This window comes from Psychrobacter sp. TB20-MNA-CIBAN-0197, from assembly GCF_040309765.1.
Lineage (GTDB): Bacteria > Pseudomonadota > Gammaproteobacteria > Pseudomonadales > Moraxellaceae > Psychrobacter > Psychrobacter submarinus.
Map to the genome: position 1 here is coordinate 1 of NZ_JBEOPC010000004.1, position 25,648 is coordinate 25,648.

The 25,648-nt window shown below is 45.3% G+C and carries 22 protein-coding genes; 11 read left to right on the top strand and 11 right to left on the bottom strand.

Annotation, left to right across the window (positions count from 1 at the left end; translation table 11 throughout):
* Positions 1 to 207: 207 nt before the first annotated feature.
* Positions 208 to 840, bottom strand: coding sequence for a DNA glycosylase (locus AAEY83_RS01845; RefSeq protein WP_025645980.1), 633 nt, complete (start codon positions 838 to 840; stop codon positions 208 to 210).
* Positions 841 to 1,304: 464 nt separating this feature from the next.
* Here AAEY83_RS01845 and upp point away from each other — a divergent pair, with 464 nt between their 5' ends.
* On the top strand, positions 1,305 to 1,952 hold the full coding sequence (gene upp / locus AAEY83_RS01850; RefSeq protein ID WP_025645982.1) for a uracil phosphoribosyltransferase: 648 nt from the start codon (positions 1,305 to 1,307) through the stop codon (positions 1,950 to 1,952).
* Between the two features lie 94 nt (positions 1,953 to 2,046).
* A complete protein-coding gene (locus tag AAEY83_RS01855) occupies positions 2,047 to 2,793 on the top strand; it encodes an SDR family NAD(P)-dependent oxidoreductase (RefSeq protein ID WP_025645984.1) in 747 nt (248 codons plus the stop codon).
* 71 nt (positions 2,794 to 2,864) lie between these two features.
* Here the strand turns inward: AAEY83_RS01855 and AAEY83_RS01860 are convergent, their stop codons facing one another.
* Positions 2,865 to 3,539, bottom strand: a complete 675-nt coding sequence (locus tag AAEY83_RS01860; RefSeq protein WP_025645986.1) for a hypothetical protein — start codon at positions 3,537 to 3,539, stop codon at positions 2,865 to 2,867.
* A 209-nt stretch (positions 3,540 to 3,748) separates the two neighbouring features.
* Between AAEY83_RS01860 and AAEY83_RS01865 the strand changes: the two genes are divergently transcribed.
* Positions 3,749 to 4,717, top strand: a complete 969-nt coding sequence (locus AAEY83_RS01865; protein WP_025645988.1) for an alpha/beta fold hydrolase — start codon at positions 3,749 to 3,751, stop codon at positions 4,715 to 4,717.
* Positions 4,718 to 4,784: 67 nt separating this feature from the next.
* Here AAEY83_RS01865 and AAEY83_RS01870 read toward each other — a convergent pair whose 3' ends face one another.
* The 3 genes from AAEY83_RS01870 to tyrS are packed head-to-tail and all read right to left on the bottom strand — an operon-like array spanning position 4,785 to position 7,019.
* Positions 4,785 to 5,021, bottom strand: coding sequence for a DUF1653 domain-containing protein (locus tag AAEY83_RS01870; protein WP_025645990.1), 237 nt, complete (start codon positions 5,019 to 5,021; stop codon positions 4,785 to 4,787).
* A gap of 11 nt (positions 5,022 to 5,032) precedes the next feature.
* Positions 5,033 to 5,806 carry a TIR domain-containing protein gene (locus AAEY83_RS01875; RefSeq protein ID WP_025645992.1) on the bottom strand — a complete coding sequence of 258 codons (774 nt, stop codon included), beginning with the start codon at positions 5,804 to 5,806 and terminating at the stop codon, positions 5,033 to 5,035.
* Between the two features lies 1 nt (position 5,807).
* Positions 5,808 to 7,019 (bottom strand): tyrosine--tRNA ligase, encoded by a 1,212-nt coding sequence (gene tyrS / locus AAEY83_RS01880; RefSeq protein WP_025645994.1) that lies wholly within the window; start codon positions 7,017 to 7,019, stop codon positions 5,808 to 5,810.
* A 120-nt stretch (positions 7,020 to 7,139) separates the two neighbouring features.
* Between tyrS and AAEY83_RS01885 the strand changes: the two genes are divergently transcribed.
* From AAEY83_RS01885 to AAEY83_RS01895, 3 genes are all read left to right on the top strand, one after another.
* Entirely contained in the window at positions 7,140 to 8,453 is a 1,314-nt protein-coding gene (locus tag AAEY83_RS01885) for an anhydro-N-acetylmuramic acid kinase (protein ID WP_025645996.1), read from the top strand.
* Positions 8,454 to 8,556: 103 nt separating this feature from the next.
* The gene (gene fabF, locus AAEY83_RS01890; protein ID WP_025645998.1) at positions 8,557 to 9,879 is read left to right on the top strand and encodes a beta-ketoacyl-ACP synthase II; all 1,323 of its coding nucleotides are present in this window, start codon (positions 8,557 to 8,559) and stop codon (positions 9,877 to 9,879) included.
* Positions 9,880 to 10,015: 136 nt separating this feature from the next.
* Positions 10,016 to 10,807 carry a hypothetical protein gene (locus AAEY83_RS01895; protein ID WP_051397458.1) on the top strand — a complete coding sequence of 264 codons (792 nt, stop codon included), beginning with the start codon at positions 10,016 to 10,018 and terminating at the stop codon, positions 10,805 to 10,807.
* Positions 10,808 to 10,926: 119 nt separating this feature from the next.
* Here the strand turns inward: AAEY83_RS01895 and AAEY83_RS01900 are convergent, their stop codons facing one another.
* From AAEY83_RS01900 to AAEY83_RS01920, 5 genes are all read right to left on the bottom strand, one after another.
* Positions 10,927 to 12,744 (bottom strand): aminopeptidase P family protein, encoded by a 1,818-nt coding sequence (locus AAEY83_RS01900; protein WP_025646001.1) that lies wholly within the window; start codon positions 12,742 to 12,744, stop codon positions 10,927 to 10,929.
* Positions 12,745 to 13,194: 450 nt separating this feature from the next.
* On the bottom strand, positions 13,195 to 14,757 hold the full coding sequence (locus AAEY83_RS01905; RefSeq protein WP_025646003.1) for a peptide MFS transporter: 1,563 nt from the start codon (positions 14,755 to 14,757) through the stop codon (positions 13,195 to 13,197).
* A gap of 344 nt (positions 14,758 to 15,101) precedes the next feature.
* Complete coding sequence (locus AAEY83_RS01910) at positions 15,102 to 15,569, bottom strand: hypothetical protein (RefSeq protein ID WP_025646005.1); 468 nt, start codon at positions 15,567 to 15,569, stop codon at positions 15,102 to 15,104.
* 133 nt (positions 15,570 to 15,702) lie between these two features.
* Positions 15,703 to 17,280, bottom strand: coding sequence for an apolipoprotein N-acyltransferase (gene lnt, locus AAEY83_RS01915; RefSeq protein ID WP_025646007.1), 1,578 nt, complete (start codon positions 17,278 to 17,280; stop codon positions 15,703 to 15,705).
* 202 nt (positions 17,281 to 17,482) lie between these two features.
* Positions 17,483 to 18,382, bottom strand: coding sequence for a CBS domain-containing protein (locus AAEY83_RS01920; RefSeq protein WP_025646009.1), 900 nt, complete (start codon positions 18,380 to 18,382; stop codon positions 17,483 to 17,485).
* Between the two features lie 298 nt (positions 18,383 to 18,680).
* Between AAEY83_RS01920 and AAEY83_RS01925 the strand changes: the two genes are divergently transcribed.
* A complete protein-coding gene (locus tag AAEY83_RS01925) occupies positions 18,681 to 19,976 on the top strand; it encodes an Lnb N-terminal periplasmic domain-containing protein (protein WP_051397459.1) in 1,296 nt (431 codons plus the stop codon).
* Between the two features lie 16 nt (positions 19,977 to 19,992).
* Here the strand turns inward: AAEY83_RS01925 and AAEY83_RS01930 are convergent, their stop codons facing one another.
* Positions 19,993 to 20,484 carry a YcgN family cysteine cluster protein gene (locus AAEY83_RS01930; protein WP_502945157.1) on the bottom strand — a complete coding sequence of 164 codons (492 nt, stop codon included), beginning with the start codon at positions 20,482 to 20,484 and terminating at the stop codon, positions 19,993 to 19,995.
* Positions 20,485 to 20,742: 258 nt separating this feature from the next.
* Here AAEY83_RS01930 and AAEY83_RS01935 point away from each other — a divergent pair, with 258 nt between their 5' ends.
* From AAEY83_RS01935 to mutY, 4 genes are all read left to right on the top strand, one after another.
* Positions 20,743 to 21,480, top strand: a complete 738-nt coding sequence (locus AAEY83_RS01935) for a dienelactone hydrolase family protein (RefSeq protein WP_025646015.1) — start codon at positions 20,743 to 20,745, stop codon at positions 21,478 to 21,480.
* A gap of 268 nt (positions 21,481 to 21,748) precedes the next feature.
* Entirely contained in the window at positions 21,749 to 22,702 is a 954-nt protein-coding gene (ylqF, locus tag AAEY83_RS01940; RefSeq protein WP_025646017.1) for a ribosome biogenesis GTPase YlqF, read from the top strand.
* Positions 22,703 to 22,948: 246 nt separating this feature from the next.
* Positions 22,949 to 24,229 (top strand): KAP family P-loop NTPase fold protein, encoded by a 1,281-nt coding sequence (locus tag AAEY83_RS01945; protein WP_051397460.1) that lies wholly within the window; start codon positions 22,949 to 22,951, stop codon positions 24,227 to 24,229.
* Positions 24,230 to 24,334: 105 nt separating this feature from the next.
* Positions 24,335 to 25,576 (top strand): A/G-specific adenine glycosylase, encoded by a 1,242-nt coding sequence (gene mutY, locus AAEY83_RS01950; RefSeq protein ID WP_025646019.1) that lies wholly within the window; start codon positions 24,335 to 24,337, stop codon positions 25,574 to 25,576.
* The last annotated feature ends 72 nt before the right edge of the window (positions 25,577 to 25,648 follow it).

Below are 25,648 nucleotides of genomic sequence, written 5' to 3' on the forward strand. Positions count from 1 at the left end.
GTGCCGCTCCTCGTTCCGATAGGGGCGTATTATACGCAGTTTAGTTTGGCCGTCAAGCTTAAATTTGGGTTTATTTTAAATAAATTTTAGATACCCGGTTTACTGCTTATTTATCAGTGTTTTAAGGTTAACTTACCCTCAGTATTGGCATTCAATGATGGATTACGCTGCATCAACCACACCCTACTCGCTTCCCTTCTATATGAGTTATAGCTTACCCATCTTTTCAAAGAAGGCTTTATAAGCAGCTACCTTTTTATCTAGTGCTAGTGGATAAGCGCGCGACGTAGAAGGCAGTCTATATAGAGTCAACTCTGGTGCTTGTGCTTTGGTGCTTTGATTATGCCATTGGTACGGATAGTCGATACTTTGATTGGTCTTGGGCTGCTTTGACTTAATAGGCGGATCATTTAATAAATTCAGCAGCACCTCAGTTGCCTTACCCCCTGTGGTAAATAGGGCTTCTAACTTAGGAACCTTCGGCAAAATAGTATCTAAATCCACTGGGGTCACGACCGTTAAATTCTTATCAGACGCATTTCCGGTCTCACGAATGGCCTGTCTGACCGTGGGACATAGAGCGATGCCGCGCTCAAACAAAAAGTCGCGGATATGCTTAGGGTCAAAGTGTTTTTCGTCCCCGACTCTAAAGTAGTTCACATCATCGAAGAACGCGCCGCCATAGATACGCCACATATCATTATAGAAGTTCGGATAATGAAACTGCATTGCCCATTTATCAGAGGTTGGCGGAAAGGTACCCATCATCATTAGTGTAGCGTTCGGTGGCAGGACGGGTTCAAAAGGGTGAGTTTCTATTTCGGTAGTAGTTGCTTCCATCCTTGTGTTCTCCTTCGCATCAATCGTATTCGTAAATTTATTATCACTGCTTTTAGGGCGTGTTGAACATTCAAATGTGGCACTGGCGGCGGCTATTTTTTAGGCAATACGCAGTGAAATTTTCGAATCCTAGTCATTCTAGGATAGACAATTTCGCCATGTATTGGCAAAAAAAAGCCCCGCCCCGAAGGGCTGATGCTAAAATCACCCCAAACGGTGTTGTAAACCTAGCTAAGGCCTCGACATTATCGTCGGTTTACGCCTAGTTTGGTGCGATTTTATCTATCAGCAGTCCTAATATTTGAATGTTCAACACGCCCTAGTCTTATAAGTTTTATTGGTCATAACATTCTTCATTAGAAAAGCAGTTTTTTTGTTATCATAGCATACGATTAAAATTCGAAATCGAAACCTAAAATAGATATGAAGGCTGATATCCAAACTTGATAGATAAGAGAGACTTTATGAGCGAGCTAAATAACGACTTAAGCATTACCGTCATCGATCATCCATTAATACGTCATAAGCTAAGCCTTATGCGCGAAAAAGACTGTAGTACTTATAAGTTTCGCACTTTGACCAAAGAGCTTGCCCGCCTTATGGCTTATGAGGCAAGCCACGACTTTGAGATTGAGACCTTTCCGATGGCAGGATGGTGTGGTGAGATAGAAGGCGAGCAAATCGTTGGTAAGACAGCGACAGTGGTACCTATTTTGCGTGCAGGATTAGGTATGCTCGATGGTGTACTCGACCTGATTCCAACCGCTAAAATCTCGGTCGTCGGTCTACAACGTGACGAAGAGACTCTGCAGCCTGTGCCTTTCTTTGAGAAGTTCGTCAGCCACATGGACAAACGCCCTGCATTGATTGTCGATCCGATGCTCGCTACTGGCGGCTCTATGGTCGCAACAATCGATATGCTTAAAAAGCACGGCTGCAAAAACATCAAGGCTTTGGTTTTGGTCGCCGCGCCTGAAGGTGTGCGCTTGGTCAATGACGCGCATCCTGATGTGCAGATTTTCACCGCTGCTCTCGATAGCCATTTAGATGAGCATGGTTATATCATCCCGGGGCTTGGTGATGCTGGCGACAAGATATTTGGCAGACAATAATTTTAGTAAACGGTAGTTTTGGTAAACAGTCGTATCGCTGATGCCTCGTTATAACATGCGCTTTAGGCTATCAAGAATAGGTAGAGGATATATCATGAATGTATTAATCACTGGAGCGAGTGCTGGATTCGGTAAAGCGCTGGCGGAGAAGTTAGTCGCGCAAGGCCACCGCGTCATCGGCTGTGCTCGGCGCCTGGATAAACTAAACGAGATGGCAGAGACTTTAGGTGAGCTGTTTTTGCCAGTCGTTATGGATGTCAGCGATACCCAGTCTATTGCTCCAATTATCGCTGATCTGCCAAAAGACTTTAGCCAAATCGATGTCTTGGTGAATAATGCAGGGTTGGCATTAGGTACTGAGCCTGCGCAAAATGCCAAGTTCGATGACTGGATGCAAATGGTCGATACCAATGTCAAAGGGCTAATGGCATTAACCCATGTCGTCTTGCCAACGATGGTTCAGCGCGATAGCGGTTATATCATTAACGTTGGCTCTATCGCTGGCACTTGGCCTTATTATGGCGGTAACGTCTACGGCGCGACCAAAGCGTTTGTAAAGCAGTTTAGTCTCAATTTGCGTGCGGATCTACTTGGTACGCAAGTGCGCGTAACTAACCTTGAGCCAGGTAATGTGGCGGGTACGGAGTTTTCAAACGTGCGTTATCACGGCGATGACGAAAAAGCAGCAAAGGTCTATGACGGCTTTAAAACCATGAGCGGTGAAGATATCGGCGATATCTTACTGTGGTTGATTGAGTCTCCTACGCATATTAACGTCAATCGCTTAGAAGTCATGCCAGTAGCACAGACCTATAATGGTTTGACGATTGCTAAAGACTGACTATAAAAGACTAACTATAAAAAGTAAGCCTGCAAGCTCAAGCGATGTCTAAATACCCGTAATTATTGTAGTTAGCGTAATTCATAATAACGAAGCAATATAGTCTCGGCTATATTGCTTTTTTTTATCTCGCTTGTCTCGATTACCTCTTCATTCACCAAGCGCAAATCTCTAAAATCCAGTATGAGCACTTCATTACGGGTGCGCTCGCTGGTACGCTTATTATGGCGTATCGGAAAGCCCATAACTTGCTTGCCTGCTATAGTTAGCTGATTGATAATAAGGGACGGATGGCTTGCTCGCCCTGATTGTAGCGAGTGTTGATAGAGCTTTTCTGCGGCGGCAAGCGCCGTAGCAGGATTAACTGTGGTGGTAAACAGCCTCTCTTGTCTTACGCTTTTTGGCATCTCGCCTGCAAAAAATAAGGTTTGATGAAGGGGCAGATATTGAGCATGGCGCGTCAGCTCGTTACGAAATAGCGCGGGCATATCCATATTGAAGCTGTCTTCCGTCTGCTGATAGAAGGCGGCAAAACTGCGCTGAATATAGCGCCCAAAGACAGTTGCGTTAATCCACTCTTGATAGACAGGGTTGTTTAGCAGCAGCCTAGTGAAGTCTTCTGGTTTTATCTCAGCGCTCTGGCTTAGTATCGCTATCAAGAATTGCTGCGAATCTATAAAAGTCTGCTGCTCCCATACTAGCGGATAGAGGCTCATATCTAACGACGCTAAAGTCGCTCTACTCATACTTAGGCCTCCTTTTAAGAGTCAGGTTGTTATTTTTATTTATTATGATTGATAAATTAGCGCTGATGATTATTCGGTATTGCAAGCTCACTTTTATGCTATGGTCAATGAGCTGATTTTACTATAGCAGTCTTACTGCAAGTATATCGGGTCTGTTGAAGTCAGCAACCTCAATTATGGCTACTATGCGAGCGCACAGAATAGAACTCATGATAAAAAAATTACTCACACTGCCGATATCCGACCAGTATCAAGTGCAAACTACTCATATTACGATGACTGATGGCACGCGACTACCTATCTCTGTTATCGGACAAGGCGCGCCTGTGCTGATGCTGCATGCCTACGGCATGGATGCACGTGAATTTTTGCCTTTTATCTTACCGCTTGCTAGCAAATACACTTTTTATTTGCCGCATTTGCGCGGCTTTGGACTGGCACAGCCCATCGGTCTTACGCAGTTTGATTTTGTGCGGCAATATGCAGAAGATGTCGATTGTATCATCGAGCAGATTTGTCAGTGGCAGTCTGTTGAGACGCTGTCTGTAGCGGCTATTTCGATGGGCGCGCAAGTGATGTGGTCTTATTTTGAAAGGTTTGGCGCAGCCAGAGTCAGCCGCTATCTCAATATCGATCAAAGCCCTGCTATTCATAATCAAGACGATTGGCAAGGCGGACTATTTGGCAGCCGCCAACAAGAGGTATTCGATATCTTTCGCGGTGTTATCGATATGAGTCTGCCATATGCCGATGCCCAAAGCTTCACTCACCTGCCCTTTACACTGAAACGGCACGCTACTGACGTCGAGCGCTTATTCTCATTATTGTCCGTCAATCGTACGCGCTCAAAAGCGTTTATACAAGCGATGACTTATAAGAACGATCCTAAGCTTGCGCTGTATGAGCATCGTCTTTGGAACCATAAAAGGCAATGCTTGCAAGCTTATCTAACCTTGCCTTATGACTTTCGTGGTGCGTTAGATAAAGTGACGATTCCGGTCGTCAATCTAATTGGTGGGCGCTCAAAGCTATATAATCCTAAGTGGCAACAGAAGGTGACACAGATGCTGCCCAATGCCACTGAAATCGTTTTACCGCATTCAGGTCACGCCGTACCGATGGATGAGCCCGTTAGGTTTTATCAGGTATTAAGAAGGTTTTTCGGGAATGAGCTATAAGTAGAAATGGAAAAGCGACTCCATCAGTCACTCTTTTTTGATTAGAAGTTGTCAGAAATTTTTAAGCTTAATCCGCTAGCACTTTAATCAGCTCAAAGCGTGGTACTTCTGTGCCATGACGCATTACAGTTTCAGCAAACATCGCCAACGGCCGCACCCAAACGCCATACTCACCGTAAAGACAACGATAAACGACTAAGGCTTCTTCGGTTTCGGAATGATGCGCGGTGTGCAGCACTTGGTAAAGATTGCCTTTATAGTGGCGGTAGATGCCTTGGGGGACGACTTGAATTTTTTGACTCATAATTACACTCGCTAATCAATCTTATTCATATCAACGTCGTAACCTGAGCTTTTCATTTCTTTAGCAATACTATATTTCCAAGCTCCATCTGTATCCATAGATTTGTAGACTACCCCTGATATATCATTTGGAATCTCAACATGACCTTTTACAAGCGCAACAACATTTGCTTGACCAATCTTACCAATTAAAAGTCCATGCTCAAAAATAACATTCTGTCTTGCTCGTGGTTTTAAATCTTCTGGTTTAGAAGACTTAACACCTCCAATATCACATTCAGTATAAAGCACAATAGCAAAACCAACATCTGTATGCTTTTCTAACTTTTCTATGATAGTAGCGCCAGAGTCAACCTGCTCATGAAGAATTACTGCTTTAAAACCAAGTCGCTCTACAAATCTCGCTACTTCGTTTTTAGCACCATTGTCATGACCGTGAACGATGAAGACTTTGCTGCAATCAATTTTCTTCATGTCTGCTTCGGTGTCAATTTTACTAATATCTTTCGAAAATAATTCTAGTTCTTCAATTATAGTGTCTATCAAATTAATGGCACTATTTTTCCCTGACTTCCAATAAGCAATATCTTCATCTTTACTACTGTTAAATGAAAGAGGAATATAACTAATATTCATTATTTCTTGTAAATAGTCAGAATCACTACCATGGACATTTTTGATAAGCATAGTAAGTTGTCGAGTTAATCTATCTAGTTTGTGTTCATCCTCATATGTTAACTGCTCAAACTCTAGTTTGACTTTTTGGAATAAATCAACTTTATCCATATCAGCCAACCGTCACTTTTGCATAGGCTTTTTTGCCCGCTTGGATAACCACTGTCTGACCTGAGGTTAAGCTAAAGCCTGCATCGACCACTTCGCCATCTACTTTTACTGCGCCGCGTTTGACCATGTCTTTGGCTGCTGAGTTGTTTTTGGCAAGGGCTGCTTGGTTCAATATTTGCGTGATAAATAACGCATCCGCACCTTCTAGCTCCAACGTCACCTCTGGCAAATCGACTGGCAGCTCACCATCTGCTAGGACATTGCCTGCTGATTTGTGCGCATTAGCTGCAGCATCAGCATCATGGAAGCGCTCGATTAACTCTTCGGCCAAGATACGCTTGATCTCTTGTGGATTGCGACCGTTTTCCATCTCGTTCATCAAGCCTTCGACTTCATCCATCGGCTTAAAGCTTAAAAACTCAAAATAACGACGAATCAAGGTATCTGGCATCGATAGCAGTTTTTGGTACATGGTGCCCGGCGCATCATAAATGCCCACATAATTGCCAAGTGACTTCGACATTTTATTAACGCCATCTAGGCCTTCTAAGATTGGCACGGTGATACACACTTGCGGCTCTTGCCCATAACGGCCTTGCAAAGTGCGGCCCATCAAGATATTAAAGGTCTGATCGGTACCGCCCAGCTCGACATCGGCTTCAAGGGCGATAGAGTCGTAGCCTTGCACTAACGGATAGAGAAACTCATGGATGGCAATTGGCGTTTGTGCCGCGTAGCGTTTGGAGAAGTCATCACGCTCAAGCATGCGCGAGACCGTCAGCTGGCTTGAGAGCTGAATCATATCGCCTGCTGACATATCCTTGAACCATTCGGAATTAAAGACGATACGAGTTTTCTCTTTATCCAAAATCTTAAACACTTGCTCAGCGTAAGTCTGCGCGTTGACTTTGATTTGCTCATCGGTCAACGGCGGACGCGTGCTGTTCTTACCCGAAGGGTCGCCAATCTTGGCCGTATAATCACCAATAAGAAAATAAATCTCATGACCTAAGTCTTGAAAATGCTTGAGCTTATTGATGAGTACCGTATGGCCTAAATGCAGATCCGGTGCAGTAGGATCAAAACCGGCCTTAATACGTAGCGGGCGATTCAGTTTAAGCTTAGCGACTAAATCCTCTTCGGATAAAATTTCTTGAGTACCGCGCTGAATCAGGGCCAGTTGTTCTTCTAAATTGTAGGACTGCTCTGTCATGTTGCTCTCTTGTTTATCTTTATTAAATGATGAATGCCTCAAGGGCTTTTAGAATCTTGAAGGCCTATAAAAAGTGTTAGAATTTGAGAGATATATTAGCTTTTTTTAGGGGAAATTGCCATGAGTAACGCCGCACCTACTATAAATACAAATAATAATGACGCTGAGCCGACTACTAACGATTATGACGACCTAGACTACACCGCTCTCACTGATGCTCTAGAACAAACGGTGTTTGAGAATTTCGATGACGGCTTATATATCGGTATGATGTCAGGGACGAGCTTAGATGGTATGGATGCAGTGCTGTGTCAGTTTGCAAGTGATAGTGAGAACACACAGCAACCGCTGCAGCTCATCACAAGCCATAGCCAAAACTTTCCAGCGCGTCTGCGTGAGGTATTACTGGTTCTGTGTCAGCCAAACGGTACCGCTGCTTTGACCCCTAACTTCGATGAGCCCAATGATTTGGTAAGTGAGCTGGACTGGTTCGGTTGGGCCAGTCGTGAGTACAGTGAGTTTGCCAGCGAAGTGGTCAATACGTTACTGCAGCAAGCCGATACTGATAGCGAGTCGGTGCTGGCGATCGGCTGTCATGGACAAACCGTACGTCATCGTCCACAAATGGCGGTCACCTTACAACTGCTCGATGCCAATATCATCGCTGAGCGCACCGCTATCAGTGTGGTCAGTGATTTTCGACGCCGCGATATGGCAGTTGGCGGTCAAGGCGCGCCTTTAGTGCCAGCCTTTCACAAGGCTTTATTTTCTGACTCCGCTAGCACTCGTATCTTACTGAATTTGGGCGGTATTGCGAATATTACTGTGCTGCTAGCTAATGATGATCCGGTCATAGGCTATGACACCGGCCCTGCCAATCTGTTGTTAGACGCTTGGGCCAAACAGCATATCGATAAAGACTATGATCAAGATGGGGCATGGGCGCAGTCAGGACAAGTGATCGAACCACTGCTTAATCAACTCTTAGAGCATCCATTCTTTGCCCAGCCTCACCCTAAAAGTACCGGACGCGAGGACTTTAATTTATCTTGGTTAAAGTCTGAGCTACAAGCCTTTGATAAAACGGCGACCGATACACGCTATTCAGCCGCTGACGTACAAGCGACACTGACCGAGCTGACCGCTATCAGTGCTTGCGATCAGATCAATCAGTTCATTAGTAATCAAAAACAAAGCAGCGTTTATGTATGCGGAGGCGGCGCGCTCAACCGCTATTTAATGACGCGTCTGCAAGCGCATCTTCCGCACTGGGCGGTGACTACTACCACTGAATTAGGACTGCAGCCGACTTGGGTAGAGTCAGTCGCTTTTGCTTGGCTGGCGCGGCAGACCTTGATGGGCGAGACTGGTAATCTGCCGGCAGTCACAGGCGCGCGTAAAGGCGTGGTACTCGGTCAAGTTTGTTTTGCTTAAACTGTCATTAGCAGTCATCATGAGTTTACAAACGTACACTAATGTATATTATAATGACTGCTAAAATAATATCATTTTTGTATAGTCAGGATAGGATATAGCTATGAGCAAACAGCAGCAAAAATCGCGTCAAAAGCAGCCGCATTATGAGCGCTCCGATGAGATGCGTGTGGTAGTCACTGGTATGGGCGCTATTACCCCGCTAGGCTTGGACGTTGAAAGTACATGGACGCGCCTGCTGGCCGGCGAAAGCGGTATCACTCCTATTGAGCACTTCGATGCTAGCGACTATCGTACACAAATCGCCGGCACCGTCAAAGACTTCGATGCTAAGCAATTTATGAATGCCAAAGACGCGCGGCGCTATGATGAGTTTATTCATTACGGTATAGCGGCCTCAAGTATGGCGCTAAAAGACGCGGGGTTTATAGATGAGGTCAGTGCTGATGACAGCCCTGTAGCGCATGTCGATCCAGAGCGTTTTGGTATTATTCTAGGTTCAGGGATTGGCGGTATTCAAACTATTGAAAATAGCCGTGACACGTTACGTGATAAAGGCGCTAAAAAAGTCTCGCCTTTTATTATTCCAGGTTCTATCGTCAATATGGCGGCAGGCTTAGTGGCTATTAAGCACAAATTACAAGGCCCTAATCTAGCGACTGCCACCGCTTGTACCACCGCGACGCATGCTATCGGCTTAGCGGCACGTCTGATCGCTCATGGTGATGCTGATATCATGCTCGCAGGCGGTAGTGAAAAAGGCTCAAGCCCGCTAGGTATCTCAGGGTTTGGCGCTATGCATGCGCTCTCTACGCGTAATGAGGAGCCAACCCGTGCTTCACGACCTTTCGACAAAGATCGCGATGGTTTTGTCTTAGGGGATGGCTCAGGTGTCATAGTATTAGAGAGTCTAGCTCATGCTAAAGCGCGCGGCGCAACTATCCTTGCAGAGCTAGTCGGCTTTGGGATGAGCGATGACGCCAGTCACATTACCGCACCGCCAGAAGATGGTCGCGGAGCGGCACGCGCGATGCAAAACGCGCTCAATGACGCAGGCATTGATGCCGCCAAAGTCGGTTATGTCAACGCCCATGGCACGAGTACGCCGGCAGGTGATGTCGCTGAATCTTTGGCGATTGAGTCGGTATTTTCAGCAGTAAAAGACAGCATCCTTGTCAGCTCGACTAAGTCTATGACTGGGCATCTGCTAGGCGCGGCAGGCGGTATCGAAGCGATATTTACGGTGCTTAGCTTGCATCATCAAGAGGTTCCGCCAACGATCAATCTAGATAATGTCGAAGACAACTGCAATCTAGACTATGTGGCAAATCAATCGCGTGATGTGCCTGAGCTTAACTATGCGGTATCCAATAGCTTCGGCTTTGGCGGTACCAATGGCTCGCTTATTTTTGCCCGTTGGTCTTAGAGCAAACACCTTATCTTCATAAGCTAAATTGATTAGCGTAAGGTTTATAATTGTTTTGCTACGTTTGTCCTCTTGCAGCCCCTTATTATACTTGCGTATGATAAGGGGTAATTTTTAGCAGTTTATGGAAGCCATTATGTCGAGCTATTCTTTTTCTCATGAATTCTATCAGCATTGGACAGGAGCTCCTCAGCCAGTACGCGCCGCTATTGTACAAGAACTAAAAGACATCACTGCGCTATTACGAGCAGACACCTCGTTTGAGCAGTTTGTCTTTAGTAATCATGATCTCGATGCTCATCTTGATGACTTATACGGTGCACACGAGAAGCAGCAAGCGGCGGCAAAAGCACTTGCTGACGAACAAGCAGCACTGCGAGCTGAGGCGGAGCAGCAACGTTTAGAAGAAGAGCGCTTAGAGGCAGAACGTATAGAGGCCGAGCGCTTAGCTCGAGTCAGAGCGCAGGCTGAAAAACAAGCGGCAGAAGAAAAAGCGCAAGCCGACGCAGAAAATGAACAGCGACAACAGCAGCAAACCATTCAGCAAAAAGACAATCAAGAGCCAAGCGCTAGTGAAGAAAAACTAAGCTCATATACTCTTCATGCACATACCTCTCATAACCGCGAAGCCAATGCTGCAACTGCCACTTCAAAAGAAACTGATCCTAAGTCCAGTGCTGATAAAAAAGAGACGAGTGCTCACGATGAGCAGCTGATTAATGCAGTCGATGATAAAGTGTCTCATGCAGCGTCTTCCATCGATCTATCGTTAAAAGATACGACACTTAGCGCAGCTGAGCAACAAATGATTCATGAGTTAGAAGTTCATATCGATGACTATTTAACCGAACAGATGATGCAGCTGTCCGAAACGCTAAAGTCTTGGCTACGCGCGGAGGTCACGCGTCAGTTAAGCGAGAAGCAATAAGCCGCTTATAATAAAGCCAAAAACTAAGCTCAGAAAAGCGCTCAAGCCTGAACTGGCCGAGCGCTTTTTTATGTCTGATAGGTCAGAATCTAGAATGACTGACCATCAATACAGCTTTTTTAGATAGCTTGCGTACGCTTAGTGAGCCACTCAAGCGCTGCTCCCTCGACGCGACTATTTAGCTCAGCATAGACTTGGCTGTGATAGTCATTTAACCAATCAATCTCTACCTGATCTAAAAGCGACTTCTCAATAAGACGAGTATCGATAGGACAGTAAGTCACAGTTTCAAAATTTAGAAAGTCACCAAATTCTGTCTCATTAGGGTTCGCCACAGCTTTATTGATGACTAAGTTTTCGATACGGATCCCCCACTTACCTTCACGGTAGAGTCCCGGCTCATTGCTTGAGATCATATTTACCTTCATCGCGCGCTCTTTTGGCGTGCTGGCACTATAAGCGATCACTTGCGGGCCTTCATGGACGTTCAAGAAGTAACCGACGCCGTGGCCAGTACCATGACCATAGTCCATCTGCGCTTGCCACAGCGGCGCTCGGCAAATCGCATCAATAAGCGGCGAAGCGATACCGTCGGGGAAGTGCGCGCGCGCCAGTGCAATGTGCGCTTTGAGTACCGTAGTGAAGTCGCGCTTATGCTCGTCTGTGACTTGGCCAATACCGACAACGCGAGTAATGTCAGTCGTACCGTTTTGGTACTGAGCGCCTGAATCAATCAGTAGTAAGCCGCCCTCGCCCTCATTGACATCTAGATAGCTGAACTTCTCTGGCGTCGCGCGGTAATGCGGCAAAGCGCCGTTGTCATTGAAGCCAGCAATGGTCGGAAAACTCGGAGAAACATAATGCGGCTGCTGACTACGTGCGTCGATCAGCATACTATCGACATCCAGCTCGCTTAAACGCTCACCGCTTGCCAAGCGCTCCTCGAACGCACTAAAAAACTCACACAGTGCTGCGCCATCTTGACGCATGGCTTCGCGAACATGATCCACGTCGGCATCTGACTTGACGGACTTCAGTAAAGTGCTCGGCGCTATCTGCTCAATAAAACCAACGCCATCGACCATCTGTGATAACGTGCCAACAGCGACTTTGTTAGGGTCTAATAGCAGTAAGTCATCGACTGTCAGCTCGCTAAGCGCTTGTTGCACCGCGTCATAATCAGCAAGCGTGATACCACTGTCTTTGAGCTCTTTTTCAATACCGCTACTGACTTTTTGCTTATCGACAAACAATGTTGCCTCGTTTGCACTGATTAGCATATGCGATAAAAACACGGGGTTATAGTCGACATCAGAGCCGCGTAGGTTGGTCAACCAAGCAATATCATCTAAGCTTGAGAGCAAGTGATGGGTTGCACCTACTTCCTGCATGCCTGAGCGTACAGCAGCCAACTTATCGGCGGCAGACTGCGACACAAACTGCTCATCGTGCTCATATAGCTTCGCAGTTGGTAGTGCGGGACGATCTGCCCAAATGTCAGTCAACACATCACGATCCGTAATTAAGGTAATGTCGTGAGCTTCAAAAGCGTCTAATAGACGGTCTTGCTCAGCGATGGAGAGCACATTACCATCAATCGCTACGCTATCGCCTTCGCTCAAGTGCTCGCTCAACCAGTCAATGTGGTTGGGCTGCTTAGGCGCAAGCTTCTCTAGAGTAATCCCAGTATCGGCTAACTGATCAGCGGCGTGCACCCAATAACGGCTATCGGTCCATAGCCCCGCAAAGTCAGCGGTAACCACTAGCGTACCTACCGAACCGGTAAACCCTGAGAGCCACAGGCGAGCTTGCCAATACTCCGGTAGATACTCAGATAAATGCGGGTCCGCAGAAGGGACAATAATAGCGCTCAGGTCCTGCTTTACCAGCGCTTGGCGTAGGCTGTCGATACGGTCGTGAATAGCTTGTTTACTCATTGGGTGTTCCTTATATAGTTAGCTGAATGTAAAACTGTTATGGATTTAAACGCGCTACTGGTATAAATTTTACTTGCGTGCTGCGTTCCTTCGATGCTGCGCAACTTATGTTTTAAAAAGAGCATCCCAGTAGCGCTATGACATTTTTAGAGTGTATCGACTATATTATGTACTGAGTGTTTTTAATTAAGTCGTTTTGATGAGTCAGTTTTGACTGATTTGTTCTTTTGAGCTAGCGATTATCAATAATCGTCTTATTTTATTAACGCTAATATAATTAGTTGTCGATATCAGTAGAGGTTTGGGCGTGTAGATGGTTTTCAATAGCTAAGTTGAGCTATCTTTTTATAAAAGAAAAACGTGCCACCTAAGGTAACACGTTTTGGCTGATGCTCTTTTGAGTAGCGACTGACTATCAGCGCTACTTATGAGTACGACGCGTCACGGCCATTAAACTTTGGCATCCGCCTGCTCGCTCTTTTTGAGCATAGTGTTGATCGGTTTGGCTAATAGCAACAAAATCACTGCTGTTACTACCAAGAAGATAGTCATCGTGGTAAATAGACCGGGCAACCCTTCGATCTTGTCTGCCGACACATATCCACCAAAGAATGCAGCAACCAAGTTACCCATCGCTAAAGAGGCAAAGAATAACCCCATCATCTGCCCTTGCATCCCTTTTGGAGCCAGCTTAGTCATAGAAGATAAACCGACAGGACCAAGCGCCAATTCGCCAAGCGTCAATAATAAAAGACTACCGACTAACCATAAAGGCGAAGCCAAGCCGCCCTCATTGGTTAAAATACTCTTAGACGCTAGAATCATCAGCCCAAATCCCGCTGCTGCTAAGAGCATACCAAGAGCGAACTTCACCATACTACTAGGCTCAACTCCTCTATTACCGAGCTTGACCCATATAATACTCACAATTGGCGCAAGTAATAATATAAACAGTGGGTTTAGCGATTGGAACCAAATGCTCGGAACTTGAAACCCTAACACATCCAAATCAGTATAGTTATCGGCAAACAAGTTAAAGGAGGTCGGCTGCTGCTCAAAGCTTGACCAAAACAGCGTTGAGCCGATAATCAGAATAAAACAAATCAGCAAACGCAGCTTATCGGTTTTATCAAACTTCGGTAAAACGAACAAGATAGCAAAATACCCTATCACCACAGCTGCGATGATATAGGTCATATAAGTCACTACCTGTTCAGGATTGAACGGCATAATCCCAGTAGCCACTAAGATAACCACAGCTGCGAGTAGGCCCAAAAAGCCAAGCACCCAGCGACCTATGTTTTTGTGATTATCATTAGCGCGCTTCCATTCAGGAGTGATGTTTTTGGCTTGTGCATAGTGGGTTAGTGTTTTTCGCGCTGAAAAACGATATATAAGTAGTGAGGCTAGCATGCCAAGGCCGCCGACCCCAAAACCGACATGCCACATGCCTTGCTCTTTGAACACGCCCACGATAAGCGCCGCGAGTAACGCGCCTATATTGATACCCATGTAAAATATGGTAAAGCCACTATCACGGCGTACATCACCCTCAGGATATAGCGCGCCGACCATGACTGCGATACAAGTCTTGAATAGACCTGACCCTAAGACGATACAAATGAGACCGACAAAAAACAGGGTCATACCAAACATGGCGGACAGGGCAATAGACAGATGTCCTAGCGCAATAATGATACTACCCCACCACAGGGCACGCTCTTGTCCTAGCCAGTTATCTGCCAGCCAGCCGCCAGGAACGGCTGCCAAATACAATGACCCAGCAAAGATGCCATAGATAGCAGAAGCGGTCGTTTCATCGAAACCAAAACCGCCACTACCCACAGTGGCCACCATGAACAGGACTAAAAGTGGCCGAATACTATAATAAGAAAACCGCTCCCACATTTCAGTGAAGAATAGCGGACGTAAGGGTTTAGGATGTCCCATAAAGCCGTTTTCTAGCGCTTCTATCTCAGCGTCACTTCCCTGGGTGTTTGATGTTTTGCTCATACTTCTATTCCTTCAAAAAGCACTCTATGTATGACGAAGTGATTAATAATGACGACTAATGGTCATATAAGCGCAATATTGTTTCACTTGTACAAATTCAAGTAAACAAGCCATTGCTCAATAATTACACAAATACCCACAAAAAAACCCTGCTCTCATCGAAGAACAGGGCATTATGCAAGCTTATATCTTAGTAGTAAGGCGTACTTTTGATAAGGCTGATAAGCAGTTGTACCGACACAGATCCACTCAGCAGCGTTATCGATATTGGCAGCGTTTGTTATAAACGTGATGACTCATTTATCATCATAAATGATTAAGGTATAAATGACGATAACTTGGCTTTACTCGGCAGCAGTCTCTTCAGCATCAACAGTAGCGTCGGCATCGCCATCGGCTTGTTCTGCAGTCAAGTCTGCATCAGCTGCCGCTGCTTGGTCTACCGTGCCATCAGCAGTCGCGGTAGCTGAACCGGTAGCGATAACAGCATCATTACTGCTAGGAGTCGGCGTAGTCGTTGCATCAGCAGCCGTATCCGCCGTGGCCTCTCCAGCGCCAATACTAGCATCGGCATCATCAGTTGCGACTGGATCAGCGACTGTTGCCTCTTCTGTGTCGGCTTCAGCTGCAATCACTGCCGCTTCATCAGCTGCGACTGACTCTTCAGTAGGCTCAGCAGTAATATGCTCACCCGCTGGACGCAAAAATGCAGAAATACCAATGAGTAACACAATGCCTAAAAATAAGCCAATGCCGCCTAAGGCAAATAGCAACTCTTTTTTTGGATTGTTATTAACAACATGCTCTGACATAGCTTATCTACCTTACAACAAAGAATATGTGAAATATTGAGCTATTATATCGCAATTTATAGCGGTTTGTTAAATCCCTTAACCAATTAAAGGTATTATTACTAGTCAGACCGTTCATTTTTATCTGACTTGACTAACTACGCTTGGGCCGCGTCCTAGTGATTGAGCGCTTACTGGCGAAACTTAGGCCCAATAGTAACGCTATAATTATTAAAATAGGATAATGACCAACCACCATAAAAGGGGTGTTGCCCACGCGCGCTTGGACATCGGCGCGCAGTACTGTACGCTCAAACTGCGGTGCGCGCGCAACGATTTGCCCTCTATGATTGATGATGGCGGTCACGCCTGTATTGGTTGCACGCATAAACCAGCGGCCGTTTTCTAGCGAGCGCATTTGTACCATCTGTAGATGCTGTAGCGGGCCTGCTGAAGTCCCAAACCAAGCGTCGTTAGATATCGTCAATAGAAAATCTGTGCCAATAGCATTGCGGCGCGTGGTATCTGGATAAGCGACCTCATAACAGACCGCGGCGCCTAAGTCGTACCCACGGACTTGCAATGGCGACTGCTGAGGACCGCCGCGGCTATAGCTCAATATCTCTTGGCTACCAGCAAGACTGGGCAAAATATCGAGCATCCCCTGAAACGGAATATACTCACCAAACGGTACTAAGCGCTGCTTTTTATACATGCCCTGCGCGTCGCTGCCAAGCGCGATTACACTATTATAAAACGGCGGATAGCTCTGCGTCGCTGGATCAAAGGCGGCCTCATCCTTATAAGGAATGCCGGTCACCCAAGTGGTATCGGTCTCCTTAGCCATTTTTACCATTTCACTGATAAAGCCTACCGCCTCAGTCTGAAACATCGGAATAGACGACTCCGGCCAAATCACAAGATCGCGGCCCCACTCATCACGCGTCAATCCGGCATAAATCTTCAAAGTCTCAAACTGATACTCAGTCAGCCACTTCATATCTTGCGGAATGTTACCCTGAATCAAGGACACCGACAGATCTGGAGTGCCTTTAGGTTTGGTCCATTGCGGATTAATCAGCCATAAGCCAACACTTAATAACAATAATACCGATGACACGACAAGGTAACCGGCGCGGCGACGCATCAGCTCGACAGCACTTGCCGCGAGCAATACTGCCACAAAAGAGACAGCAAACACGCCAGCTACTGGCGCCAACGAGGATAGCCAGTACTGCTCGGTAAAGGCGTAACCTAAGAATAGCCAAGGAAAACCGGTAAATAACCAAGTCTTCAGCCACTCTTGTAAGATCCAAAGCGCCGCAAACGAGAAAGGCTGACGACCAACGAAGCGATTAAATATCAGCGCTAAGAAGCCATGAAACAGCCCCATCCCCAAACCCATCAACGCAATCAAAATCAGTGCCAGCCATGTCGGCGTCTCACTATAGTCATTGATTGAGGTAAATAACCAAAAGGCACCAACGCACCACAGCCCGGTGCCATAAGCTTCACCGATAATAAAAGCACGTTTGCCGCTCATCTTTGGCAATAGAAGCGCATACAAAATCGCTGGCGAGACAAAAGCGATCGGCCAAAAGCCGTAAGGCGCGAGCGCAAATATAAATATCGCTCCTGCCAAAGCGGCAATGATAGCGGTAAGTCCAAGTGGCATCTGATAAGCCTGTTTGGGCTTTAAACGCTTTTGTAAATCATCAGTAGACAGACGCATAGCAAATTATCCAAGTTCTAAATCTTTAAGCCTATGATGAGAGGCTATCAATGACGGTTATAAATTAAATGGGCTCATAATAACAGCCTGTCATCATAAAAAGGGTAAAAAAGCAAAAAACACGACCGCAATCGTGTTTTTTAAACGACAAAAGAAGCGCTTAGCTTGCGCCCTTTATCGCTAATGGCTGCCTGCATTAACGCTAATGGCTACCTATGAGGATATGAGAATCGGCGTTGGTTTTGGTCACTTCAAGATCATTAATAGAGCGGCCATCGACATCGGTGATAGTAATCTGCCAATCATCGATAGTGACGCTCTCGCCTTCTAAGTCGCTGACGTATCCCAGCGCTTGCATCACAAGCCCGCCCATCGTATCGACCTCCGTATCGTCGAAGTGACTACCTAGCTCATCGTTACAATCCTCAATCACGGTAGAGGCTTGCACCCGCCAAGTATTTGGCTTTTCTGGATGTGCGACAATATTATTAATGTCGCTATCTTCATCGAAATCATCATGCTCATCGACGATATCACCAACGATTTCCTCTAACAAATCTTCCATAGTCACGACGCCTGCGAAGTTACCAAAGTCATCGACGACGATTGCCATATGCACCTGCGTACGCTGTAAGGAGCGCAGTAAGGTATCAGAGCGCGAGGTCTCAGTAATATATAAGGGCTGACGCACTAGATCTTTGAGACGCTTACTATCGATTTTCTCTTCTTGGTCTCGCATCATATGCACTAAGATAGGGATCAAATCTTTGGCTAATAAAATACCAATAACCGCATCATCATCTTGGCTGTCAAATACAGGGTAGCGTGAGTGGGTGGTCTCAAGAATAATATCCATGACCTCTTTGAGACTCGTGCTTTCGTGCAGACCTATCACTTGCGGGCGCGGGGTCATAATCTCGCGCACTTGCGTCGCTGGTAGATCTAATACGCCTTCTAACATATCAACCGTATCAGGCTCTAAGAACTGGCGCGACTGCTGCACCAAGCTGATCAATTCATCGCGGGTTTCAGGAGCGGTCGATAGCCAGCGTTTTAAGCCGCGCATCGACCAACTACTCGGACTGGGAGCATCATCAGACATAGTGATGTGAGTTAACCTCTTAAGTTCATGGACAGGGAAATAATGGCTATTTAAGTGACTGCTATTACAATTACTAATAGCAAAACAGCGACTACAAAATTTTTACTCAACCGAGTATACATGGGGATAAAATTGTAAATAAAAACAACGATTCGGCGATCGCATAAAACACTAGCCTATTTAGCTTCACTTTATCCCAAGGTAAAGCGACATTCAACGACAAATTTATCCAAATTGTACTGTCAGTGTGTTATAAACTTTGCTATGGTCAAAGCCTTCATTTACGTAGTTCACTCTTATGTCTCGTCGCTTCTTTTTCTCTCGGCTATTAGCGCCGCGTCGCCAAGCTCATGGCGATACAAATACCAAAACTTTGGCTAATCCTCCAAGCTGGCTATATCGTATCGTGCGCTTTTTTATCGTCGTGGCCTTAATGCTGTCGGCACTTTGGCTATTATTAGCGCTTTGGTATCAGTTCGGTACGTTCAGCCCTATCACTTGGCTGGCAAGTGTCTTTATCGTGGGTCTTTTAGCCTCGATAACGATGCTAGAGTACGCCCCAACACTGGCAAATAAAATCATTAATAAGACGCTTAGAACCAAAAAACTAAGTAAATTTTTGGCTATGTTATATAGCGGGCTCTGGCTAGTAGGCGTCGGCTGGTATTTTTCTATCGAGGCCAAAAGCGATCGCGACTGGCAGCCAGAAGTTAGCGAGGTGCTGTCCTACACTCGTGATGCTAACAATCCTAATCTGATTACCTTTTATAAGGTGCGTAACTTTGATTGGCACCTTGCGGAGAAAGAGACTGACGGCGCTGCAGAGATTTTAGCGAACGAGCGCTGGGAGACGCGTACGGTAGATATGTCAAAGTTATCAGGCATTGATGTGACCAACTCATATTGGATGGGACCGCTGATTGCGCATACTTTAGTGAGCTTTCGCTTTGAGGATGATAGACCGCTCGCTTTTTCCTTTGAGATTCGTAAAGAAGACGATGAGTCTTTTTCTGCTTTTGCTGGGTTTTTTCGGCGCTTTGAGCTCAGTCTTATCGCTAGCGAGGAGCGTGATATTATCTATACGCGTAGCAATGCTCGCGGCGAGCAAGTTTACTTATTTCCGATCAGTCATCTGCAAAAGCACGAGGTTAAGGCACTGTTTGAGTCTTATCTAAAAGCTGCTGATGAGCTAGTGGCTAAGCCGTCTTGGTACAATACTTTTACCACCAACTGTACCAATATTATATTTTATATGGCGCGTATCGTCAGTGGTGAGCGGCTGCCGTGGGATTATCGGATTTGGGTTTCAGGCTGGCTGCCCAATTATCTTTTTGATATCGGTATGTTAGATGCCAATCCTAAAGAGCAAGGACAACCTTGGTCGATGGATACATGGTACGAGCGCACCCATATTAACCCAAAAGTGCAAGGGTTCGATAATAATGCAGACATAGAGCTTAATGAGCAGCAGCTTATCGAGAATAGTCATGAGTTCTCTAAGCACATTCGTCAAGGTCTGCCTATGCCGCCACTTGCTGATTCGCAGATGGAGGCGGAGAGTCGCGCTAAGTCAGCGGCTAGAGTTTCTAATTAATTTTAAAACCTAACAGTTAAGGCGTCACCCAATTGACCACCCGCTCCTCCATTTCCTCATCAGAGATGCCAATCTCAGAGATGCAGCGCCCCGCAACGCCTATATTTGCCGCGCGCATTTGCTGCTGAGTCGCTACGGCATCTTTCGTCAGTAATAGATGCCACTCTGGCAACGCCTGTCCTTTATACAGGCGCTTATAGGCGCAGTGCGATGGTAGCCACATCATCTTTGGCAATTTATCGATAGTCAATTGAATACAGTCGGGCACGTACTCTTGACGGCTCTCATAATGCTGACAGTAGCCCGTTTCACAATTCATCAGCTGGCAGGAGACATCGGTATATTCAACCAACTCTTCGTCCACCTCGCCCTGCTCGTCCTCGTCGATATACTTAATCAAGCAGCAACAGCCGCAGCCATCGCACAGCGCTTCCCATTCGCTATGATTCAGCTCATCGAGGCGAAAGCGTGACCAAAACTGTGGGCGCAAAGTGTCTGCCACTTGCACATTGGCATTAGCGGCCAACTCTGCTTGCTGCTCGGCTTTGTTTTGATGTTTTGCTTTGGGGTTTGATAACACATTCAACCTCATAGACTCGCTATAGTTGTTAAAGTTTTCAATGAAAACCATTTTGATAAATTGCGTTACAGTATTATAGCTGTTTTTGTCCGCTATGGGCGTTAAGGTGGTTGAGTAGTGAAAAAGCAACCTCATAAATCACGCTATAAGTACAACTAAAACTCATAACATAATAAGGACAATAATATGTCAATTAAGACTTTGGAATTAATCAGTACCACCGAAAACGGCGTTGAGCTGATCAGCTATGTCGCTCTTCCAGAAAAAGCCACAAACGACAGTCCAGTACCTGGCATTTTAGTCGCCCCAGAATGGTGGGGCGTCGTTGATCACCCCAAGTCAGTGGCTGAACGTCTAGCCAAAGCGGGCTATGCAGCAGTCGCGATGGACGTTTATGGCGAAGGCAAACTGACCACAGAGGCGTCGATGGCAAATATGTGGATGGAACAAGTGCTCGCGGACCAAGACATGCTGATGAATCGTTGCCGTTTGATTTTGAATGACTTCGGCGATCAGCTAGGAGTAAATGGGGATAACTTAGGCGCTATTGGCTTTTGTTTCGGCGGTAAAGTCGTATTAGATATGGCGCGCGTTGGCATGCCGCTCAAGGCAGTTGCGACTTTCCATGGCAACCTAGCGCCTAAACAAGCAGCCGATGACAAGTTCAATGCCAAAGTACTAGTCGCTCATGGCGGTGATGATAGTATGGTCTCTATGGACGCCGTTGAGGACTTCAAAAAAGAGATGGACAACGCTGGTGCTGACTATAGCGTCGATGTCTATGAGGGCGCTAAGCATGGTTTCACCAACCCGCATGCCGATGAGCGCGCTGCCAAAAATGATATCGACTTGGGCTACGACGAGAAAGCTGCGAATGACAGCTGGAGTAAAATGCTAGACTTTATGAAAGCGAATCTAGGCTAATTGGACTTTTAAAGCCAATCATATAATACGCCGAAAAGCGGAGCATGCATGTCATGCTCCGCTTTTTTATGCTCTGCTTTTCACAAGGTAACGCCTTTTATAAAATATGACTTATCACCTACAACCGGCCAAAACCTATAGACTTACTTTAGCCTGACTCAGCTTCTCATTGTATAGTAAACTTAACGCCATTATAAAAACAAACCGCTAACAGCTTGGCTTAGCATTCCGTTTTAGAGAGTCATCAATTTAAAAAGGTAGTAAAACAATGGTCAAAGAGACGATTCAGTGGTTCCCCGGGCACATGAATAAAGCCCGTAACGAAGTCAAAGAAATCATGCCAGAGATGGATATTGTCATCGAAGTCATTGATGCCCGTATTCCTTATAGTAGCGAGAACCCTATGGTTGCTGCTCTACGCGGTCAAAAACCCGTGATCAAAATCCTTAATAAAGCTGACCTCGCCGACCCCGAGCGCACGCAAATATGGCTTGATCACTTTGAGGCGCAAAATGGTGTCAAAGCGATTGCTTTTGATGATAATAAAGCCGATGACGTCCATAAAATCATTGAACTGTGCAAAAGAATGATGCCGGGTAAAGCAGAGTCCGGCCGGCAAATCAAAGCGATGATTATGGGTATTCCGAACGTTGGCAAATCAACCTTGATTAATACCTTAGCCGGTCGCTCGGTTGCAAAGACGGGCAACGAGCCTGCGGTCACCAAGTCACAGCAACTGATAAAACTCGATGGCGGCATTATGCTCTATGACACCCCCGGCATGCTCTGGCCAAAAGTTGAAAACGAACATTCAGGCTATCGCTTAGCGGCGACGGGCGGCATTCGTGATACTGCCTTTGATTTCGCTGATGTCGCAGGCTACACCGCAGAGTATTTGATCAAAGATTATCCTGAATTATTGAAGTCGCGCTACAAAGTTGAAGATCTACCAACAACCGATTGGGAGTTTTTTGAAGTAGCGGGACGCAATCGCGGCCTACTCAAAAAAGGCGGTATCGTCGATACCTACCGCATGTCAGAGATACTCATCAATGAGCTGCGCAGTGGTACGCTCGGTCGCATCACCCTTGAGACGCCTGAGATGATGGCAGCAGAAGAGAAAGTCGTGGCGGAACAGAGAATCGCTGCTGAAGCCAAAAAAGAAGCCAAGCTTGAGGAAAAGAGAATGCGTAAAAAGCGGGCTCGGAAGAATCGGAAGTAGGGTTTATTTAAAAGATCATTGCTCAAAAAGCTACTACTTATATAAAAGCCCTAATGGGCTTTTTTTATGTCTGTATTATCTGTATAACATAAGTATCATATATCAAAATTATAAATATAGAGAGTGCTTAATGACAGATTACAGCATAATGAGAGAGTTAACTTTTTCGAGTAGAGATGAGTTCACACGTAAGCCTATCGCTGAAAAAATCATTAAACTCTTGGACTCAGATATTGATGTTCCCCGATGATTATTGATGGTAAATGGGGTACAGGAAAGACAGAGTTTTGTTTTAAACTAAAAAATCTGATTGAGGAGAATAATCCGAATGATTATAAGGTTGGTTATGTAAATGCTTTTCAAACTGATCATGCCAATGAGCCGCTCTTAACACTTATAGCTGAGGTGGCTAGTTTTTACGATGAAAAAGACTACAAGCGAAAGAATTTTATAAAAAATGCAGTCCCTTACCTAAGGCTTATTTCTGGTATAGGTCTCAAAGCAGGATTAGGATTTGCATTCGGTAGATATGCGGCAGATATTCCTGATGCACTAGCAGACGGAATGGAAGAAATAAAGGATGGGTCAAAATCTCTTATCGACCAGTCACTTGAGTCTATGATTAAAGATCAAGTAGAAGCGGAAAAGAATTTATCGACATTGCGCGATGCTCTATCAGATATTGCTTCCACAAACCCTATCATTTTACTCATTGACGAGCTTGACCGATGTCGTCCAGATTTTGCAGTGATGATGTTAGAGACCATCAAGCATGTGTTTGATGTAGATAATGTACAAATTATATTAATTACCAATGCTGAGCAGCTTAAAGCCACTATAAAACATAGCTATGGTAGTGAGACTGACTCACACAGCTATTTATATAAATTTTTTAAATATCAAATCAACCTGCCAACGACCATCAAAGATGTTGAAGGCAGGTCTATTGAAAATAACGTCACTTATTTCAAGGTGACAGTTCAAGCTAGCAGGGTAATTCCTCAAGATTTTAAAGACAACGAATTTATCTATGAGATTCCAACATTTCTTGATGTTGGTACGCTGTCTCTACGAAATATTGAGCAAATCGTCCGCTGTATAGAGACTCTAGTAGTATTTGAAAATATTGAGCGGAGTAAATCATTGACTATTGAACAGATTTTAATGGTCTTTCTATCATTTGTTTATATGATGGATAGAGATTTACTAAATCAAATCATAACAAGACATATAAATCCGACTAAATTTTCAAATTTTATCAGAGGCACTAGGTTAGATATGAGGCAACCGTATTCTAGGTCTAACATCCTTAATGATTTGTCCGTCAAAAATCTTTTCTCGATTGTATTTGATAAGTATTTTGTAAATTCTTTTCTAGACCTACCAAGTAGTACTATTGAACAACAAGAAGTGCAAAGGCATATCAAGATTAGTTTAGGCAAATATGATTATATCAGTGATATACATAAGGATGAATACATTAAGCAGATAATCAATAACCTCCTACTATTCGACATCGTTAAGTAGTTATTTTTATTATATTATTTCATAGAAACACGTCAAAACTGGGTCGTAGCAAATACATATATCAGGTATAATTGTTTACCTTCAAAAAACCAAATATAAGAGCCTATGACCCAACCTACCGCCATACCCGATACTCAATTTTTTCAGTCAGCTAACTCCCTAAACACCTTCGCACCCCGTCTATTAGACTGGTTCGAAACCGACGGACGCCACGACTTACCTTGGCAGCAGCACCAAACCGACACACCCAATCCTTATATCGTCTGGCTATCCGAGGTTATGCTGCAACAAACGCAAGTTAAGACGGTGCTGCCCTACTTTACGCGTTTTATGGCGTCGTTTCCGACCGTGCAAGACTTAGCAGCTGCCGACTGGGATGTGGTTGCTGAGCATTGGGCAGGACTTGGCTATTATGCGCGTGCGCGTAATTTGCATAAGGGTGCTAAGCAGTTGGTTGAGGTAATCGATGAAACGGGGGACTTTCCGCAGACTTTAGCGGGTTGGGAGGCGATTTCGGGCGTTGGGCCATCGACTGCTGGCGCGATTATGGCAATGGGGCTGCATAAATATGGCGTCATTTGCGATGGTAATGTCAAACGCGTACTGACACGCTGGGCAACTATCGATGGTGATATTACTAAGTCTGCTACCACCAAAGAGCTATGGGCATTGGCAGAGCGGTTAACGCCAAAGGATAACTCAGGACTCTTCGCACAAGCGATGATGGATATGGGCGCGACTTTATGCGTGCGCCGTAATCCTAACTGTCAGCTATGTCCGCTAAAGGCCAACTGTATCGCTCACGCGCAAGGTCGCGAAATGGACTATCCTGTCAAAGCCAAGAAAAAGCCCAAGCCGAGCAAATTTAGCAATGCGCTTATTATTGAAAACGCACAAGGAGATATCCTCTGGCTACAGCGTCCTGACAATGGTATTTGGGGTGGCCTATGGAGCTTGCCTTTGCAGTTTGTGCAGAAGCTTGAAGCTAGCGATTTAGCTAAGACATCAGAAGAACAGCCAAAGAAGTCTCAAGTACGTAGTAATGAAAAAGTCTACGAGAGCGAATTTACCACTGCTGAGCAAATCATTAATGACTGGCTAATTGAGAATAATTTAGTCGCCAAACCTGTGAGCAATACTTTATTAGAGGATGCGCCTATTAAGCATTCATTGACTCATTTTCACTGGTATTTGCAGCCACAAAGAGTGGTTGTTGATAATAAGCAGATTGCAGAACTAAAAGATAAGTTAAACGCTGCCGATATAGAGTTTAAGTGGTTAAGGCAGCAAAAAGCGCGCGATAGTCTCGGACTGCCGCGCGCAATGATTAAGATTATTGAGGTTTGAAATTAAGCTCAACCGTAGGCTGGCGCTTTAGCCTAGCATCTTGAACTAGATGTTTAAAATCTATCTTTAGTG